The organism is Streptomyces sp. NPDC051041 (assembly GCF_044456065.1).
GTDB classification, from domain to species: domain Bacteria; phylum Actinomycetota; class Actinomycetes; order Streptomycetales; family Streptomycetaceae; genus Streptomyces; species Streptomyces glaucus.
Window position 1 is genome coordinate 14,627 of the sequence record NZ_JBITFM010000031.1, and the last position, 16,633, is coordinate 31,259.

At 72.7% G+C, this 16,633-nt stretch carries 10 protein-coding genes and 4 pseudogenes; 7 read left to right on the top strand and 7 right to left on the bottom strand.

Annotated features, from left to right (window positions below):
• Positions 1-437: 437 nt before the first annotated feature.
• Positions 438-1,988, top strand: a complete 1,551-nt coding sequence (locus ACIBAI_RS28315; RefSeq protein ID WP_399038598.1) for an MFS transporter — start codon at positions 438-440, stop codon at positions 1,986-1,988.
• 202 nt (positions 1,989-2,190) lie between these two features.
• Here the strand turns inward: ACIBAI_RS28315 and ACIBAI_RS28320 are convergent, their stop codons facing one another.
• The 3 genes and pseudogenes from ACIBAI_RS28320 to ACIBAI_RS28330 all read right to left on the bottom strand — a co-directional run.
• Complete coding sequence (locus ACIBAI_RS28320) at positions 2,191-2,376, bottom strand: hypothetical protein (protein WP_399038600.1); 186 nt, start codon at positions 2,374-2,376, stop codon at positions 2,191-2,193.
• A 133-nt stretch (positions 2,377-2,509) separates the two neighbouring features.
• Positions 2,510-3,234: pseudogene (locus ACIBAI_RS28325) on the bottom strand (transposase family protein).
• A 346-nt stretch (positions 3,235-3,580) separates the two neighbouring features.
• A pseudogene (locus ACIBAI_RS28330) lies at positions 3,581-3,676 on the bottom strand (FAD-dependent monooxygenase); the annotation flags it as partial.
• Positions 3,677-3,829: 153 nt separating this feature from the next.
• On the opposite strand from ACIBAI_RS28330, the gene ACIBAI_RS28335 reads away from it, so the two are divergent.
• Complete coding sequence (locus ACIBAI_RS28335; RefSeq protein ID WP_399038602.1) at positions 3,830-4,609, top strand: hypothetical protein; 780 nt, start codon at positions 3,830-3,832, stop codon at positions 4,607-4,609.
• Positions 4,610-5,010: 401 nt separating this feature from the next.
• Here the strand turns inward: ACIBAI_RS28335 and yicI are convergent, their stop codons facing one another.
• Complete coding sequence (gene yicI / locus ACIBAI_RS28340; protein WP_399038604.1) at positions 5,011-7,281, bottom strand: alpha-xylosidase; 2,271 nt, start codon at positions 7,279-7,281, stop codon at positions 5,011-5,013.
• A 395-nt stretch (positions 7,282-7,676) separates the two neighbouring features.
• On the opposite strand from yicI, the gene ACIBAI_RS28345 reads away from it, so the two are divergent.
• The 4 genes from ACIBAI_RS28345 to ACIBAI_RS28360 are packed head-to-tail and all read left to right on the top strand — an operon-like array spanning position 7,677 to position 12,136.
• Positions 7,677-8,930 (top strand): ABC transporter substrate-binding protein, encoded by a 1,254-nt coding sequence (locus tag ACIBAI_RS28345; RefSeq protein WP_399038606.1) that lies wholly within the window; start codon positions 7,677-7,679, stop codon positions 8,928-8,930.
• An 11-nt stretch (positions 8,931-8,941) separates the two neighbouring features.
• Positions 8,942-9,895 (top strand): carbohydrate ABC transporter permease, encoded by a 954-nt coding sequence (locus ACIBAI_RS28350; RefSeq protein ID WP_399038607.1) that lies wholly within the window; start codon positions 8,942-8,944, stop codon positions 9,893-9,895.
• Between the two features lie 5 nt (positions 9,896-9,900).
• The gene (locus ACIBAI_RS28355; protein WP_399038609.1) at positions 9,901-10,728 is read left to right on the top strand and encodes a carbohydrate ABC transporter permease; all 828 of its coding nucleotides are present in this window, start codon (positions 9,901-9,903) and stop codon (positions 10,726-10,728) included.
• A 28-nt stretch (positions 10,729-10,756) separates the two neighbouring features.
• Positions 10,757-12,136: a GH1 family beta-glucosidase gene (locus tag ACIBAI_RS28360; RefSeq protein ID WP_399038611.1), complete on the top strand. Its 1,380-nt coding sequence runs from the start codon at positions 10,757-10,759 to the stop codon at positions 12,134-12,136.
• Between the two features lie 81 nt (positions 12,137-12,217).
• Here ACIBAI_RS28360 and ACIBAI_RS28365 read toward each other — a convergent pair whose 3' ends face one another.
• The 3 genes and pseudogenes from ACIBAI_RS28365 to ACIBAI_RS28375 all read right to left on the bottom strand — a co-directional run bounded on the left by ACIBAI_RS28365 (position 12,218) and on the right by ACIBAI_RS28375 (position 16,299).
• Positions 12,218-13,489 (bottom strand): ROK family protein, encoded by a 1,272-nt coding sequence (locus ACIBAI_RS28365; RefSeq protein ID WP_399038615.1) that lies wholly within the window; start codon positions 13,487-13,489, stop codon positions 12,218-12,220.
• A gap of 2,103 nt (positions 13,490-15,592) precedes the next feature.
• Positions 15,593-16,015, bottom strand: a pseudogene (locus tag ACIBAI_RS28370) (ATP-binding protein); the annotation flags it as partial.
• Positions 16,012-16,299 (bottom strand): hypothetical protein, encoded by a 288-nt coding sequence (locus ACIBAI_RS28375; protein ID WP_399038613.1) that lies wholly within the window; start codon positions 16,297-16,299, stop codon positions 16,012-16,014. The pseudogene ACIBAI_RS28370 and the gene ACIBAI_RS28375, both read right to left, overlap by 4 nt.
• Before the next feature lie 167 nt (positions 16,300-16,466).
• On the opposite strand from ACIBAI_RS28375, the pseudogene ACIBAI_RS28380 reads away from it, so the two are divergent.
• Positions 16,467-16,633, top strand: a pseudogene (locus ACIBAI_RS28380) (IS701 family transposase); the annotation flags it as partial.

Genomic DNA, 16,633 nt, shown 5'->3' on the forward strand with positions numbered 1-16,633 from the left:
CCGGTGGGCCGGAACTCGGAATGATCTTCCGTCAGGGTGGTGTCTAGCACGCCGAGTTGGCCGCCAGGGGTGCCCGCGCACCGAAGATGATCTTTGGGTGAACTGCCGTACGGGGCGCGGGGCGCCCGCCGCGGCCGGATCCCGCCGGGCTGCCGCGGATTCCGCTCACGGCACGCGCACGGGGTTCACCTCGCCCTCACCCACGAGGACCGCCTGTTCACCTGGCTGAACTTTCCCCCAACCGCGGTGCTGTGCGCGGCCCGGGAGGGCGTCCGCCGGTCCCCGGCCGGATGCCATCATCGAGCCGCCCCGGCACCCGCCCGGGCCTGCGCCCCGCGCTCCCCGGCGCCGGCCGGCGCCCTCGCCCCCTCCGCCGCTCCCGCCCGTCCCCCGTCCACTCTGCCGCCACGCCATGCGGCCCGACCCCGAGGATCTCCATGGCGCAGCCCGCCGCCCCCCTCATGAGCCCCACGCAGCGGCGCCGCGCGTTCCGCGGTCTGCTGCTCGCCCTGTTCGCCGGCCTGCTGTCCTCCACCGTGGTCGTCACCGCGCTGCCCCGCGTCGTCGCCGACCTGGGCGGCAGCCAGGCCGCCTTCACCTGGGTCGTCGCGGCCACGATGGTGGCCTCCACGCTGAGCCTGCCGCTCTGGGGGAGGCTCGCCGACCTGACGGACCGGAAGGTGCTGCTGCACCTCTCGCTCGGCCTGTTCGCCCTCGGATCGGCAGGGTGCGCGCTGGCCGGTGACGTCGGACAGCTCGTCGCGGGCCGGGCCGTCCAGGGGCTGGGCGCCGGCGGGGTGAACGCGGTGGCCCAGGTCGTCATGGCCTCGCTGGTGTCCCCCCGGGAGCGTGGCCGGTACAACGGCCGCATCACGCTGGTCATGACGGCCGGAACGGTCGCCGGTCCGCTGCTCGGCGGCGTCCTCGCCGACACCCCGTGGCCGGGTTGGCGCGGCTGCTTCCATCTGGGCGTGCTCCTCGCGGCCGCCGCCGGGCTCGCCCTCCGGCGGACACCGCGGCTGCCCGCGCCCGGGCGGGCGGCGCGCGGGGCGCGCCCGGACCTGTGGGGCGCGGCCCTGCTCACCGGAGCGGTCGGTGCGCTCCTCCACGCGGTGACCCGGGCCGGCGACGGAGCCGCGTGGGTGTCCTGGCCGACCGCGGGATCGGCCTGTGCCGCGCTCGTCCTGGCCGTGCTGTTCGTCCGCCGCACGTCCAGGGCGGCGGAACCGCTGGTACCGCTGGGCCTGTTGCGGGACCGCACGGTCACGCTGTCGGCGCTCGCCGGCTTCGCGGTGGGACCCGCGCTGTTCGCCGCCCCCGCCCTGCTGGGCCAGTACTTCCAGACCGCCCGGGCCGAGTCCCCGGCCGTCTCGGCACTGCTGACCCTGCCGATGATCGCGGGTCTGCTGTCCGGTTCCGCGGTCTCCGGCCGCCTGATCACCGCGCGGGGCCGCTGGAAACGCGTCCTGGTCGCCGGGGGCGTGCTGCTCGTCCTCGGCTTCTCGCTCATGGGGGCCGCGGGGGCGGACACCTCGCTGCCGCTGGTGGGCGCCGCCCTGTTCGCCGGGGGCGCCGGCGTCGGCGCCGTGTCGCAGAACCTCGTGCCGATCGCGCAGAACGCGGCGCCACCGGACGCCCTCGGCGCCACCACCTCCCTGGTGATCCTCTCCCGCAGTCTCGGCGGGGTGCTGGGGCTCGCCGCACTGGGATCCCTGCTGACCGCCCGCGTGGACGCCCTGGCCGCCGCGCACGTCCCCTCCGTGCCCGGCGCCGGACCCGACGGCGGCCTGCCGGACCCGCGCGCCCTGTCGTCCTCGGCCGGGGAGGGCGTCCGAGCGGTGTACGGGCAGGCCTTCGGTGACGTGTTCGCCGCCGCCGTGCCCTTCGCCCTGCTCGCGCTGACCGCCGTCCTGCTGCTGCGGGAAACGCCCCTGCGTACCGCGGCCGACGAGCCGCCGTCGGCACCGGGCGCCGTCGCCCGCCGATGACGCTCGGGACCGGCCCCCGGCAACCGCCGGGCGCGAGGCGGGTCTGCCGGACATGGGCGACGCGGTGACCGACGGCTCACGTGTCCGGGCCCTCACCGGTCGGCCGCGCCCGGCCGGGGAGCAATCTGGGAGGTGGAGCCGTTCTGCACCTGCTGGTACTTGGCCGTCACCTTGTTGTTGCCCGCCCACAGCACGTTCACCGCTAGATGGCCACCTGCTGCGTGCCCGCGCTGGCGAAGCAGGGGTGCTCCCGGTCACCGTAGTTGATGATCATTACGGACTTCACGGAGCGGCAACTCACCCGATCCAGCGCGTGCGCCGGGCTCGCGGGAAGCGCCACGGCCAGCGACAGCGCGGCGGCGCCGACGGCGGCGAACCTCTTCAGCATGGCTGTTCAACACTTTCCTTTCGATTTTAGCGGAACAGCCCTGTACACCACGACCACCTCAAGATCACCGGCTGGAGGCACGCTCGGCCGGGGTGGCTGACTCTCAACGCTCCGGCTCCGGTGCCTCGACCGCTCACGCGCACTTCTTCCCCGACAAGCGTTTCCTCGCGCCTTGGTTGCGGGTGATCCGGGTGGTCGAGCAGCGGAGTTCGCGAAGGGCCGCCAGGGTTTGAGGGTGGCCCCGGCCCGCTCGACGAGGGCGCGGTCTTCGCGTGGGACCGGTTCACCGTCTGCTGACCGGTGGACAGGGTTTCCCACCGCCCCGGCACGGGGTACGGACCGTGCCGCCGACACCCCGGTAGCCCTTGTCGGCCCAGCACATGATGTCGGCCTCGGTGAGGGGGTCGGCGATGCCGTGTCCGCGGGCAGCGCGGACGTCGTGGACGGCGCCGGGCAGGGGCGGCGGGACCCGCGGCAGCCTGCCGAAGGGGGGTGGCGAGGACCTGCACGTTCACCCCGTGCCTCTTGTGCTTCCCCGAGCAGCATGGTCCCGTCCAGCAGATACGCCCTCGGCGACGCTGTCCGGACCGCCTCTGCAAGGGTCGGCACGAGCGCCGTCAGGACCTCGACGGCTTCGGTGATGTACCGGTGCGCGGTCGTGGTCCCGATGCCGAACCCGGCCGCGAGCTGGGCACACGGGCGGCCGTTGCGGAGACGGGCAGGAGCGGGCAGGGCCTGCCGGCCGGCGCTCAGGCGCCGCCAGCGGATACCGAGCTCTTGGCGGCGTCGGCGGAGCTTGACGGACAGGAAGCGCAGGACAGAACCGGACACGTCGAAGCCCGACGGGTGGACAAGCACACGAAACCTCTGGTGGAGACGGATTCCCTGATCGAAAACCCATCTGCCAAGGGCTTCCCCTGTCTGTCGGCCCGACCTCCCCTCCAACCCGACAGATGGGAAAGAGCTCACTGCACGGCCCGAACTACATGACGGGCAGTCCAGCTCCGCGGAGAAGTCGCTCGGCATTGCCGGTCGGGACGGTGAATCGAACGTGAAGCGGGCAGCGGAGCAGTGTTACCGCTCCGCATAGCGCAGGAACTGCCAGCCCAGTACGGCCAGGGCAAGTGTCTGTGCGAGGGAGAAGATCATGAGTAAGGGCTGGATGGCGGGAGAGCACCAGAACGCGGTCACGCAGATCATCGGCATTGAGGCCCTTGGCGCCGGTGGGCGGCACGATGTGTGCGGCGTCACCGGCGAGGATGAGGCGGCCGTGCCGCATGGGCTCGGGGACGTGGAAACGGTGTCCCTTAATCACGACAGGAGTGTCATGGCACCGTAACCGCGCTTCCCAGGGGCTCGCCGCACCGTTCAGGATGGTGATCGGCAAGGCAGAGACCAGCCGGAATGACCAGTCCGGCCCGGCCACATCACCATCAGCAGGGGGAGTCCCACTATGCTTCGCACACACCGCCGCAAGTCCGTCCTCGCCGCCGCGGCTCTGGTGGCCACGACGATGCTGCTGACCGCCTGTCAGGGAGGGGACACGGAGGACAGCGGCAAGTCGACCGGGGCCACGGCCTCGGACTCGGCCGCCAAGGGGAAGTCCGACGACGGCGGGAGCGGCACCGGTGCCGGCAGCGAGTCCCCGTCGGGCGAGAGGGGCTCGAAGAGCGGCGTGGTGTCGGGCAAGTGGGTCGGCACGGTCTCCTACCTCGCCCCCGGCAAATACACCGTCACGGACGCGAACGACGCGGAGCAGGCGTTCTTCACCTCCGAGGACACCGACATCGAGGGCGCGGGCAAGATCTGCGGTGACGCGAACGGCCAGGCCGCCACGCCGTGCACCGAGGAGGAGCTCGAAGCCGCGGCCAAGAAGGGGTTCGGAGCGACGGTCGACGTCAAGGACGGAGTGGCTGTCAGCATCATCGAGGACCACAGCGACAGCGGCGGCGGCAACGGTATGGGCGAGGGCGAGAGGTCGGGGCTCTTCTCCGGCACGCTCGGGTACATGGCCCCGGGCAAGTACTCCCTCAGCCGCGACGGTGACGAGCGTGCGTTCTTCACCGCCACCGACACCGTCATCAACGGCGCCGGCTGGATCTGCGGTGACGCGGAGACCGTCACGCCCTGCACCGAGGAAGACCTCGAAGCCGCGGCCAAGAAGGGCAGCGTCGCTGTCGTCGTCCAGGTCGAGGACGGGGTCGCCGTCACCATCGACGAGGAGCACAACTGATCGCGGACCCGAGCGGGGCGTGCTCGAGAACCGCCTGCCGCGCAGCGGCCTGCTCGCCCGCCTCCTGCGGGAGACCGCGCCCGTACTGGGTGCGGCTCCGGCGCCACGCTGGGCTCGGGGCCGGAGTTCACCGCTCGTGAGAAGTTCGCCGTGGCACGGTCGTTGAGCGGCGGCCGCCCGGACGACACCGCGGGAGTCGTCCGGGCGGCCGCGGGTGCACCGGAGCCAGACCGCGTCCTCCCTCGTTCGCTGCCCGGCCGTCCCGCCGGCCGTTCCCGACGTCGGGCCGGTCGAGGGGAGCACGACACGGCCCCTCTCGGGTCTGTCGGGCGCGGGGTGAGGGGCGGGGAGCGGCCGGGCGCACGGTCACAGCCGCCGCGCGCCTGCGCGCGGCCGCTCGCTCATCGCAGTTCCACCGTCACCTCGCCCGTTCCCTCCGCGCTCGCACCGCCGGCGACGCGTACGGTGAAGGGCCGGTCGAAGCCGTCCGCGGTGACGTGCAGGAGGTCGCCCGCGCGCCGGACGCGGAACACGGCGGCCTGCGCGCCGGTCGGGTCGGGCACGCTCACCCGGCTGGTGTAGTCGGCCGAGGCCGACGGGTGGACGAGCAGGGTCGGACGGTCCAGCCAGTCGCCGTCGGGCCGCCGCGTGTCGGTGGCCAGTGGCAGGACGGCGCCCTCGCGGACGTACAGCGGAAGGCTGTCGTAGCCGTGCCGCTCGGTGCGCCACACGGGGCCGGTGACCTGCTCACCGCTGAGGAGGTGGGTCCAGGTGCCCTCGGGGAGGTACACCTCCACCTCGCCGTCCTCGCTGAACACCGGGGCGACCAGGAGGTCGGGGCCGAGCATGTACTGGCGGTCGAGCGGGCGGCACGCCGGGTCGTGCGGGAACTCCAGGAGCATGGGCCGCATCACCGGGACGCCGGTGCGGTGGGCCTCGACGGCGGCGCCGTACAGGTAGGGCATGAGGCGGTGCTTGAGCAGGGTGAACCGCCGGGCGACGTCGACGGCTTCCTCGCCGAACTCCCACGGCACCCGGTAGGACGACGAACCGTGCAGACGACTGTGCGAGGACAGCATGCCGAAGGCCAGCCAGCGCTTGAAGACCGTCGGGTCGGGCGTGCCCTCGAAGCCTCCGATGTCGTGGCTCCAGAAGCCGAAGCCGCTCAGCGACAGGGACAGGCCGCCCCGGAGCGACTCGGCCATGGCCTCGAAGGAGGACCAGCAGTCGCCGCCCCAGTGCACGGGGTACTGCTGGCCGCCCGCGGTGGCGGAGCGGGCGAAGAGCACGGCCTCGCCCCGCCCCCGCTCCCGCTCCAGGAGTTCGAACACGGTCTGGTTGTACAGGTGGGTGTAGTAGTTGTGCATCCGCTCCGGATCGGAGCCGTCGTGCCAGACGACGTCGGTCGGGACGCGCTCGCCGAAGTCCGTCTTGAAGCAGTCGACGCCCTGGTCCAGCAGCGGCTTCAGCTTCGCCTGGAACCATGCGCGGGCGTCGGGGCTGGTGAAGTCGACCAGTCCCATGCCGGCCTGCCACAGGTCCCACTGCCACACGTCGCCGTTCGGCCGGCGCACCAGGTGCCCGAGGGCGGCGGCCTCGTCGAACAGCGGGGACTTCTGCGCGATGTACGGGTTGATCCACGCGCTGACCCTCAGCCCCTTGGCCTTCAGCCGGGCGAGCATTCCCTCCGGGTCGGGGAACACCTCGGGGTCCCACTCGAAGTCGCACCACTGGTACTCGCGCATCCAGAAGCAGTCGAAGTGGAAGACGGACAGCGGGATGCCGCGCTCGGCCATGCCGTCGACGAACGACATCACGGTCGCCTCGTCGTAGTCCGTGGTGAAGGACGTGGTCAGCCACAGGCCGAAGGACCAGGCGGGCGGCAGGGCCGGGCGGCCGGTGAGGGCGGTGTAGCGGGTGAGGACGTCCTTGGGGGTGGGGCCGGCGACGACGTAGTACTCCATCGTCTGGTCCTCGACGCTGAACTGCACCTGCCCGACGGACTCGGAGCCGACCTCGAAGGAGACCGCGCCGGGGTGGTTGACGAAGACGCCGTAGCCGCGCGAGGACAGGTAGAAGGGGATGTTCTTGTAGGCCTGCTCGCTGCTGGTGCCGCCGTCGGCCTGCCAGATGTCGACGACCTGGCCGTTCTTGACGAACGGGGTGAAACGCTCGCCGAGGCCGTAGATCTGCTCGCCGACGCCGAGCGCGAGCTGGGCGAGGACGTGGTGCGCGCCGTCGTCGGTGGTGGCGAAGGCGGTGCCCTTGCGGCCGGCCCGGGTCAGCTCCCGTCCGTCCGCTCCGTGGAAGGTCAGGGCCCACGGGGCGGCCCGGTCCAGGCGTACGGTCAGCGGGCCGCTGGTCAGCCGGGTGACGGTGCCGTCCTGGTGCACCTCGCCCGCGCCGCCGGGCTCGGCCGTGAGGGTGAAGTCCGGTCCCGGACGCAGCTTGCCGGCGTGATGGGTGACCCGCACGCCGATGACGCCCTCGGCGGGCGAGAAGCAGTCGACGGTGAGGAGCGGCGCGTTGAGCGTGTCCCCTCTGCGCGTCACCTTCTGCACGGCGGCATAGGTGGTGAAGCGCTTCGATTGGACGCGCACATCACGCACCTCGGTGGCGTACGCGATCTGGACGCCGTCACGGATGCGCCAGAACCCGTTGGTGAACTTCATGGTCTTCCTCGGGGGGAGCGGGACTGTTCGGCGGGGACTGCGGAGGCTGTCGCCCGGGAATTTGATCGTACACAAAACAAATCACGCCTATGGCGTGTCAAGTACGGCAACACACCCCGCGAGCTGGCCTTATGGCCGGAAAGACACTGCGTGCCACTTCGCAGCGCAACCAATCCAACACGCTCACGGGTCTAGCGCGACGTCAGGGATTGACGTATTAGTCATCGAAGCAAACAAAGGGACCGGCGATGACGCCGGGCGACACGACAGCAAGGGCCGCAGCATGTCGAAGCGCTTCAACTCGACCTCGCACGACCGGGTCGCCACCGACCCGTGGACCGATGGCGCCCGCTGAGCCGTTCCGTATCTCCCCCTCCTATGCAAGGGCACCCACCGTGACAGCACCCACTCCGGCTGCCGCGCGCCGCGGACGCTCCCGCAGAGCCGTGGCACCGCTCGCCGCCGTCTCCGTCCTGGCCGTCGGGGCGGCCCTGACCGGATGCGGTCAGCAGCGCGACAACGACGTCTACACCGTGATGAACTCCTCGACCGACGAGACCTACCACCGCTGGGACGCCCAGGCGATGGCCCGCTGCGGCAAGCAGCTCGGCGTCACCATCGAGCAGCAGAGCGTCCCGGCCGCGCAGGTGATGACGAAGGCGCTGCGCATGGCGTCCTCGAAGTCGCTGCCCGACATCGTCCAGTTCGACGCCTCCGAGATGCCGACGTTCGCCGAGGCGGGCGGCCTGGTCGACCTCGAGACCCTCGGTCTGAGCACCCGGGACATACCCGAGGGCATCGTCGACTTCGGTTCCTACGAGGGGACGTACTACGGTGCGGCCCGGTCCGTGAACACCCTGGCGCTGTTCTACAACAAGGACATCCTCGACCGGGCCGGCGTGGCGGTCCCCACCACCTGGGACGAGCTGCGGGAAGCGGCGAAGAAGCTCACCCGGGGCAAGCAGTACGGGCTGGCGCTCAGCGCGGGCGGCGCGGAGGACGGCGTCTTCCAGTTCACGCCCTTCATGTGGTCCAACGGCGGTGACGAGACCCGGCTGGACAGCCCGCAGGTGGTCGAGGCGCTCGACTACTGGAAGGCCCTGCTGGCGGACGGATCGCTGTCGAAGTCGACGGTCAACTGGACCCAGGCGGACGTCAACGACCAGTTCATGGCCGGCAACGCGGCGATGATGATCAACGGTCCGTGGCAGGTGGAGACGCTCAACACCAGGAAGTCGCTGCGCTGGGGCATCGCGCAGATCCCGGTGCCGGAGGCGGGCGGGGAATCGGTCGGCCCGCTGGGCGGCGCCGTGCTCACCGTGCCCAACACCGGCGACGAGGAGCGGGAGAGAACGGCGGGCCGGATCGTCGCCTGCCTGTCCAGCGAGAAGGAGCAGCTGACCTACGCGCTCAACAGCTGGATGGTCCCCGCCAACGCCAAGGCCGCCGCCGTGTGGCGCGAGCGGGTGCCCGAACTGGACGCGCTCGCCGACCAGGTGGCCGCCGCCCGGTCCCGCACCGCCAAGCTCGGCGCCGGCTGGTCGGGCGTGTCGCTCGCCCTGCAGAGCGCCTTCCAGTCCGCCCTGACCGGCCAGTCCAGCGAGGCCGCTCTGAAGCGCGCGCAGCAGCGGGCCACGAGCGGGAACTGAGGTACGCGACCATGACCACGTCCACCGTCACCGCTCAGGCGCCGGCGAAGGCGTCCGGGAAGGCCGCCGCGCCCGGCCCGGACCGGCTGCGCCGCCGCCGCAGGCTGGCCCAGTGGGGGTTCGTCGCCCCCGCCGTCGTCTTCATGCTGCTGTTCTTCGGCTACCCGCTCGTCCGCAACGTCGTGATGAGCTTCCAGCACTACACGCCGAAGACCTTCTTCACCGGCGAGGCCCCCTTCAACGGGGCCGACAACTGGTCGAACGTCTTCCAGGACGCCCTGTTCGGCAAGGCGCTGTGGCACACCCTGGTGTTCACCGCCGGCTCGCTGCTCGGGCAGTTCTGCATCGGCCTCGCGCTCGCGGTGTTCTTCACCCGCAGGTTCCCCCTGGGCGGCGTGCTGCGGTCGCTGATCCTGCTGCCCTGGCTGGTGCCCATGGTGGTGTCCGGCATCGTGTGGCGCCGCATTCTCGACCAGGACACGGGCGTGCTGAACTCCTTCCTGGACGCGCTCGGCCTCGGCGGCCACACCCCTTGGCTGACCAGCCCGGGCATGGCCCTGCTGTCGGTGATCCTGGTCAACATCTGGATCGGCATCCCGTTCAACATGGTCATCCTCTACGGCGGTCTGCAGGAAATCCCGAAGGAGCTGTACGAGGCGGCCTCCCTGGACGGCGCCTCGGCCTGGCGGACCTTCCGCTCCATCACCCTGCCGATGCTCAGACCGGTCATCACCGTCGTCCTCGTCCTGGGCTTCATGTCGACGGTGAAGATCCTCGACCTGATCCTCGCGCTCACCGACGGCGGCCCGGCCGACGCCACCCAGACCCTGGGGACGCTGACCTACCAGAACTCCTTCGTCCAGCTGGACTTCGGTGCGGGCGCGGTCGTCGGCAACGTACTCATCCTTGTCTCCGCGGTGTTCGCGGTGCTCTACCTGCGGGCCAACCGCACCGAGGGGAAGTGACGTCCGTGGCCTCTCCCACGCCCACGGCATCCAGGCGCCGCTGGGGTTCCACCCTCGCCGGCGCGCTCATCCTGTGCGTGATGCTCTTTCCGCTGTACTGGATGCTCAACACCGCCCTCCAGCCCGCCTCGGGCCTGCTCCAGGTCGACCCGGTGCCCGGCAGCCTGGACCTGTCCGGCTTCTCCAAAGCCCTCGACGACCAGGGCGGCCATCTGCTGACCTCGCTGGTCGTCTCGCTCGGCGCGGTCGCCATCTGCCTGGCGATCGCCGCTCCGGCGGCCTACGGGCTGGCCCGGTTCGGCCTGCGCGGCTCGCGGACGATCGTGTTCGGCACACTGATCACCCAGATGGTGCCGGGCATCGTCATCGCCAACGCGCTCTACAACTCGTACGTCGACCTCGGCCTCGTCAACTCCTACTTCGGCCTGATGCTGGCGGACGCCTCCCTCGGCATCCCGTTCTCGATCGTGCTGATGCGGTCCTTCATGGTGTCGATCCCCGGTGAGGTGATCGAGGCGGCGCAGATGGACGGCGCCGGGCCGGTGCGGACGTTCGTGCGGGTGGTGCTGCCGATGAGCCGCAACTCGCTGATCACGTCGGGCCTGTTCGCCTTCCTGTTCTCGTGGAGCGACTTCATGTTCGCGCTCACCCTGAACACCACCGACGACGTCAAGCCGGTCACGCTCGGCATCTACCAGTACATCGGCGCGCACGTCGGCGACTGGGGCTCGGTGATGGCCGCGTCCGTCCTGTCCGCGGTGCCCGCGGCGGTCCTGCTCGTCCTCGCCCAGAAGTACATCGCCGCCGGCATCACCGGCGGATCCGTCAAGTGACACCCACTCCGGAAACGAGTTCCACCACATGAGCGACTTCCCCAGCTTCCCGCCCGGCTTCGTCTTCGGCGCCGCGACCGCCTCGTACCAGATCGAGGGCGCGGCGCGCGAGGACGGCCGTGGTCCGTCGATCTGGGACACCTACAGCCACACTCCGGGCCTGGTGGCCGACGGCGACACCGGTGACGTCGCCTGCGACCACTACCACCGCTATCCGCAGGACGTGGCCCTGCTGCGGGAGCTGGGCGTGGGATCGTACCGGTTCTCGATCGCCTGGCCGCGCATCGTGCCGGACGGCGCCGGCCCGGTGAACCCCAAGGGGCTGGACTTCTACTCCCGGCTGGTCGACGAACTGCTCTCGGCCGGCATCGAGCCCGCCGCCACGCTCTACCACTGGGACCTCCCGCAGGCGCTGGAGGACCGGGGCGGCTGGCGGACATGGGAGACGGCGGAGCGGTTCGCCGAGTACACGGCCGTCGTCGCCGAGCACCTGAGCGACCGCGTGCCGCGCTGGATCACCCTCAACGAGCCCTGGTGCAGTGCCTTCCTCGGCTATTCCGTCGGCCGGCACGCACCGGGTGCCCGCGAGGGCCGGGGCGCGCTGGCCGCGGCCCACCACCTGCTGGTCGGCCACGGCCTGGCCGTACAGGCGCTGCGCGCGGCCGGAGCACGCGAGGTGGGCATCACCCTCAACCTCGACCGCAACCTGCCGGCCACCGACTCCGCCGCCGACCTGGCGGCCGTCGTCCGCGCGGACACCCAGCACAACCTGGTGTGGACCGAACCGCTCCTGGCGGGCCGCTACCCGGCCACGGAGGAGGAGACCTGGGGCGAACTGATCACCGGACAGGACTTCCGGCGCGACGGCGACCTGGAGCTGATCTCCCAGCCGCTGGACTTCCTCGGGATCAACTACTACCGGCCGATCGTCGTCGCCGACGCCCCGTACCGCGAGGACGACCCGGCGCGGCGCGTGGCCACGGACAACCGCTACCAGGAGGTGCGGTTGTCCGGGGTGCGGCACACCGCCATGGACTGGCCGGTCGTCCCCGGCTCCTTCACCGAGCTGCTGGTGGAGCTGAAGGACCGGTACGGGGACGCGCTGCCGCCGGTCTTCATCACGGAGAACGGCTCCGCGGAGGACGACGAGGCGGGCCCCGGGGGAACGGTCGACGACGTGGACCGCGTGGCCTACCTGCGTGATCACCTCACCGCGTTGCGGGCCGCGATGGACGCCGGCGTGGAGGTGCGCGGCTATTACGTGTGGTCGCTGCTGGACAACTTCGAGTGGGCGTTCGGCTACGCCAAACGCTTCGGGATCGTCCGGGTCGATTACGCCACCCAGCGGCGCATTCCGAAGGCCAGCTACCACTGGTACAAGGCGATGATCGCCGCACAGCGCGGCTGACGGGGCCCCGGGAGGACCCCGGTTCTCCCGGGAGGGGGCGGGGGTGGGCCGTCGAACGGCCCGCCCCCGGCTCCGCGGCGCCTACCGCCCGGCCGTGCTCGCCGTCCGCCGCGGCCCGCTCCCGCCGCGCTCGCCGTACGCCGCCGGATCGGCGAGCACTTCCCTGACGACGACACCGGCCGAGCCCCGTGCCGCGTCGCTCAGCGGGGAGGCCGGCCGCAGCCGGGACCGGTCCTGGCCCCACAGCCCGGACACCACCCTGCGCGCGAGTTCGCGGTCGACAGCGGGAGCGAGCCATTCGACCAGCTCCCGGTAGACACCGCCGAGCATCACCACGTCCGGGTCGAAGAGATTGACCGCGCCCGACACCGCCACTCCCAGCTGCCGTCCGGCCCGCTCCATCGCCGCCAGCGCCGAGGGATCCTGCTGCTGCGCCCGCCGCCGCAGTTCGGCGACGCCCGGCGCGCCCGCGTCCGCGTCGAGGCCGGCCGTGCTCAGCAGGGCGGCCTGCCCGGCGTACTGTTCCAGGCAGCCCCGGGCCCCGCAGCGGCACGGCCGCCCGTCCGGATCGACCACCATGTGCCCGATCTCGCCGGCGAATCCATGGGCGCCGCGCAGCAGTTCCCCCTTGACCACCAGGGCGCCGCCGATGCCGACCTCGCCGCTCAGGTACAGGAAACTCCGCGCGCCCTCGGTCCCGGCCCCGTACCACAGCTCCGCCAGCGCGGCCGCGTTGGCCTCGTTGTCGGAGCTGACCGGGAGTGCCCGCAGGGGCCGCAGCGCCAGCAGCGCCTGGGCGAAGACCCCCTCGACGGCGACCCGGTTCCAGCCGAGATTGGGTGCCTGGCGGACGGTGCCGCCGGTGACCAGACCCGGTACCGCGACATGGGCGCCGACCGGCTCCAAGCCCTGCCCGGCGGCCGAGTCGAGCGCGCGCGCCGTCAGCCGTGCCGCACGCGCCAGTACCCGCGACGGCTGCATCCCGCGGCCGTCGAAGTGCTCCACCAGCCTGACGCGATCGGTGCCCGCGAGATCGACGACGCAGACGGCGATGTGACCGACGTTGATCTCCACGCCCACCCCGGCCGGACCGGTCCGGGCCACTTTGAGGACCGTGCCCGGCCGGCCCGCCTGGCCGCTGCTCGTCTTGCCCCACTCGGTGATGAAGCCGTACCCCAGCAGTTGCTCGACGAGGGAGGAGACCGCGGCCCGGGTGAGACCGACACGCGCGGCGATCCCGGCCCTGGTCACCTCACCCGTGCCGTGTACCGTCCGCAGCACCAGACTCAGGTTGTGCCGTCTGACGGTGGCCTTGTCCGCCTTCGCCCCCAGCGGAATCACATTGTTCTTCATCGTGGTGTCGAGCGTAGCGACGGCGCCGGCGCCGAGCTGCGCCGCCCGCCGCCCCACTCGCCCGAGCCCAACCCCGACGAGCCGGTCGACGCCGGCCTCGAGCCCGGCCCGCCCGAACAGCGCCGCGCCCGGAACCGGGCCGGACTCGCCGCCGGGACCCGCCGCTTCCTCCGCGGACGCCAGCCGCCTACGGGCCCGCTCGTACCGCAGCGCCTGGGACCCCGGCACGGCCGGCGCCCGGGTGAACGACTCCTCCGGGTCGCCGCCGTCGCCCAGCAGCGCCCGCGACCGGGCCAGCAGATGCTCCAGCGGTGCAGACCGCAGCAGCCGGTTGGCCTCGGCCGTCCGCCGCACGTGGTCCCGTACGCCGTCCCCCCGGCCGGAGGCGACCGCGGCCGCGACCAGATCGCCCAGCGCCCAGGCCGCCACCACCGGGCGCCGCGCGTCGCCGTCGGGGTCCGACAGCATCCGCAGTTCCTCGTACGCGTCCTCCGGCCTGCCGTGCGCGAGCGCCATCAGCCCTCTCGCCCAGCGGGCACGGGCCGCCGCCGTGGAGAGACGGCGCGGCAGGGCGAGGGACAGGATGCCGTCCGTGAGCGCCCGGTGTCCCTCCTCCGCGCCCCCCAGGCCCGCACGTGCGCCACACCGCACCGGAAGGCCGCCGAGGGCGCGCGGATCGTCCGCCGCGCGGGCCCAGCGCTCGCCGGTGTCCGCGTCCCGCAGCACGCCCGCCCGGTCGCCCAGGTGGCAGTGAGCGATCTGCAGATGCGCCAGGGCCGTCCGGGCGGTGCCGAAGTGCCCGACGCCGGTCAGCGACATGAGCACGGCGCCGCCCAGGTGCTCGGCGGCGAGCGGGTCGTCCAGCACCGTCGCCAGGAAGACCAGCGCCCCGTCCCGGGGCGGATCGAGCGGGAACCGCCCCCGCCCTGCGGCGGCGCCGGCCGTCGCGAGCAGCGCCCGGCCCCTGCCGGCGTCGGCTCCGCGGTCGGCCCAGTACAGCGCGGACATCAGGAGAGGACACTGTTCGCGCTGCTGGTTCTCCCGGACCAGGGTCTCCAGCCGGGAACGCAGCGCTTTCGCCGCGGGCAGTTCGCCGAAGCCGGGAGCGAGGACGGCGGCCAGTGGCAGGAACGGCGGCGGCCACGGCGAGGCCGGCCCGTCGGCGGACCGCAGGAGCAGATCGAGCGCATGGGCCGGGTCCCCGTCGCTCCGGTAGGCCAGGTACGCGTCCAGCGCGGCGACGGCCGCGGCGGTCGCCGGGTCCTGTTCGCAGGGCTCGGAGGACAGGGCGGTGACGCGTGACATGAGCCGCCGTAGTTCCTCCGGCTGATCGCGCGCCTGGGCCGCCCGTGCGGCACCGGCCAGCCTGCGCGCCCGGTCCGCCGGCCGCGGGCTGAGGTCGGCGGCCGGTTCGTGGACCGCGAAGGCCTCGGCGAGCCGCTGCGGCCCGCCTTCCTCCAGTTCCCTCGCCGTGGCCTCGTCCGGGTCGGCGGAGGCGGCGGCCCGGCGCAGCGCCCGCTGGTAGGCGCTCATCCCGTCCAGCCCGGCCAGCGCCAGGTGCGCTCGCCGCCGCCGGGCGGAGGAGGCGTCCCAGTGCACCGCCGAGCGCAGCAGCGGATGGGCGAAGCGGACCCTGCCGGCCTCCCGCAGGAGCAGCCCGCGCGCCTCGGCCGCCTCCGGCGCGTGGTCCGCCGTTCCCATGGTCCTGGCGGCCTCGCGCAGCAGCTCCGGACGGTCGGTTCGCGCCACCGCGGCCAGCAGCAGGAAGTCGCGCACCGATTGCGGTACGCCGTCCAGGAGCTGGATCAGCTGTGCGTGCAGTGCGTCGCCGAGCGGCAGCCGCGCGGCGAGCAGCACGTCGGCCGAGGGGGCGGAGCGCTGCAGGAGCCTCGAGACGGACACCAGCCCGGCCGGGTTGCCCCCGGTCTCGCGCACGACGCGTTCGGTCAGCAGGGGCGGCAGGTCCCGGCCGTGCCGGCGCAGCAGCCGTTCGCCGTCGGCCATGGTGAGCGGGCCGAGGACGAGATCCGGCGCGGGATCCGGCGCGTGCCATGCGCTGCGGCGGGGTGCCGGGCGGCTCGCCGGGAGCAGCGCGACGGGGTTCCGCCGGGCGCCGTGACAGGCCTCGAGCAGTGCGTCGAGCGAGGGCGCGTCGAACCACTGCGCGTCGTCCAGGGTCACCGGCGGGGGCCGCCCGGTGGTGTGCCGGCCGAGCGCCTCGGCCGTGACGCTCACCGCGGTCGGGCCGCCGACGTGGGCGGCGGGGACCGGCAGCAGCTGGGCGAGGCCGGCGCCGGCCAGATCCGACCCGGTCCGGTGTCCCCAGATCCGCAGGACGGCGAAACCTCCGGCCCGGGCGGTTCGGCGGGCCTCCTCCAGCAGTGCGGACTTGCCGATGCCCAGCTCGCCGTGGACCGTCATGACGCCACCCGATCCACGCGCCCGGTCCAGGAAGTCCTCGACCGCCCGGAGTTCGGTGCCGCGGCCGATCAGGGAGGCCGGCGGTGCTCCGCCGTCCGTCTTCACCGCGGATCACCGCCGCGGCGCAGGGTGGGCCGGAGTTCCCCGGGCGAGCCGGCGCCCGGCCGGGGGAACACCTCGTACCGGTGCGGGGCGGCCGCCCGGCGCGGCGGCGCGCTCCTGCCGCCGGCCTCGCCCCGGGCGGCCGGCGCGGTGCCCCGGTGCGCCGAAGCCCCGGCCGGCGCCGTGCGCGTGGGGACGTGGTTCCGGCGGCGCGGCCGTACCGCCGTCCGCGGCAGGTCCTCCCGCGCGGGCCTCACGGCACTGCCGGTGAACGCGACTGGCGTCATGTCAGCCTCCTGGGGCGCGAGACGATCGTCCGTCCCGTACGCGCGGCCGCACATCGCGATTGCGCCGCCGGTCGGGACCGGCGGGTACGAGGGAGGGGAGGCGTCTCAACCTAGTACTGCAACGGTGTTTGCCGTGACTGATGGCCAGGCCGGTCGTTGGTGTGGTTATGGGTGGGGACCTTGCTGATGTCAGGTTGTGGGCGGGTGAACTGGACGTGGTGCATGAGCGGTTCGTGCACCGTTTCAGCAGGTCGGAGCCGCGTGAGTCGGCACTGGCCTATATGCGGGGGCTGATCGCTCCACTGCGGCGGAAGAACGGCTGGACGCTAGCGGA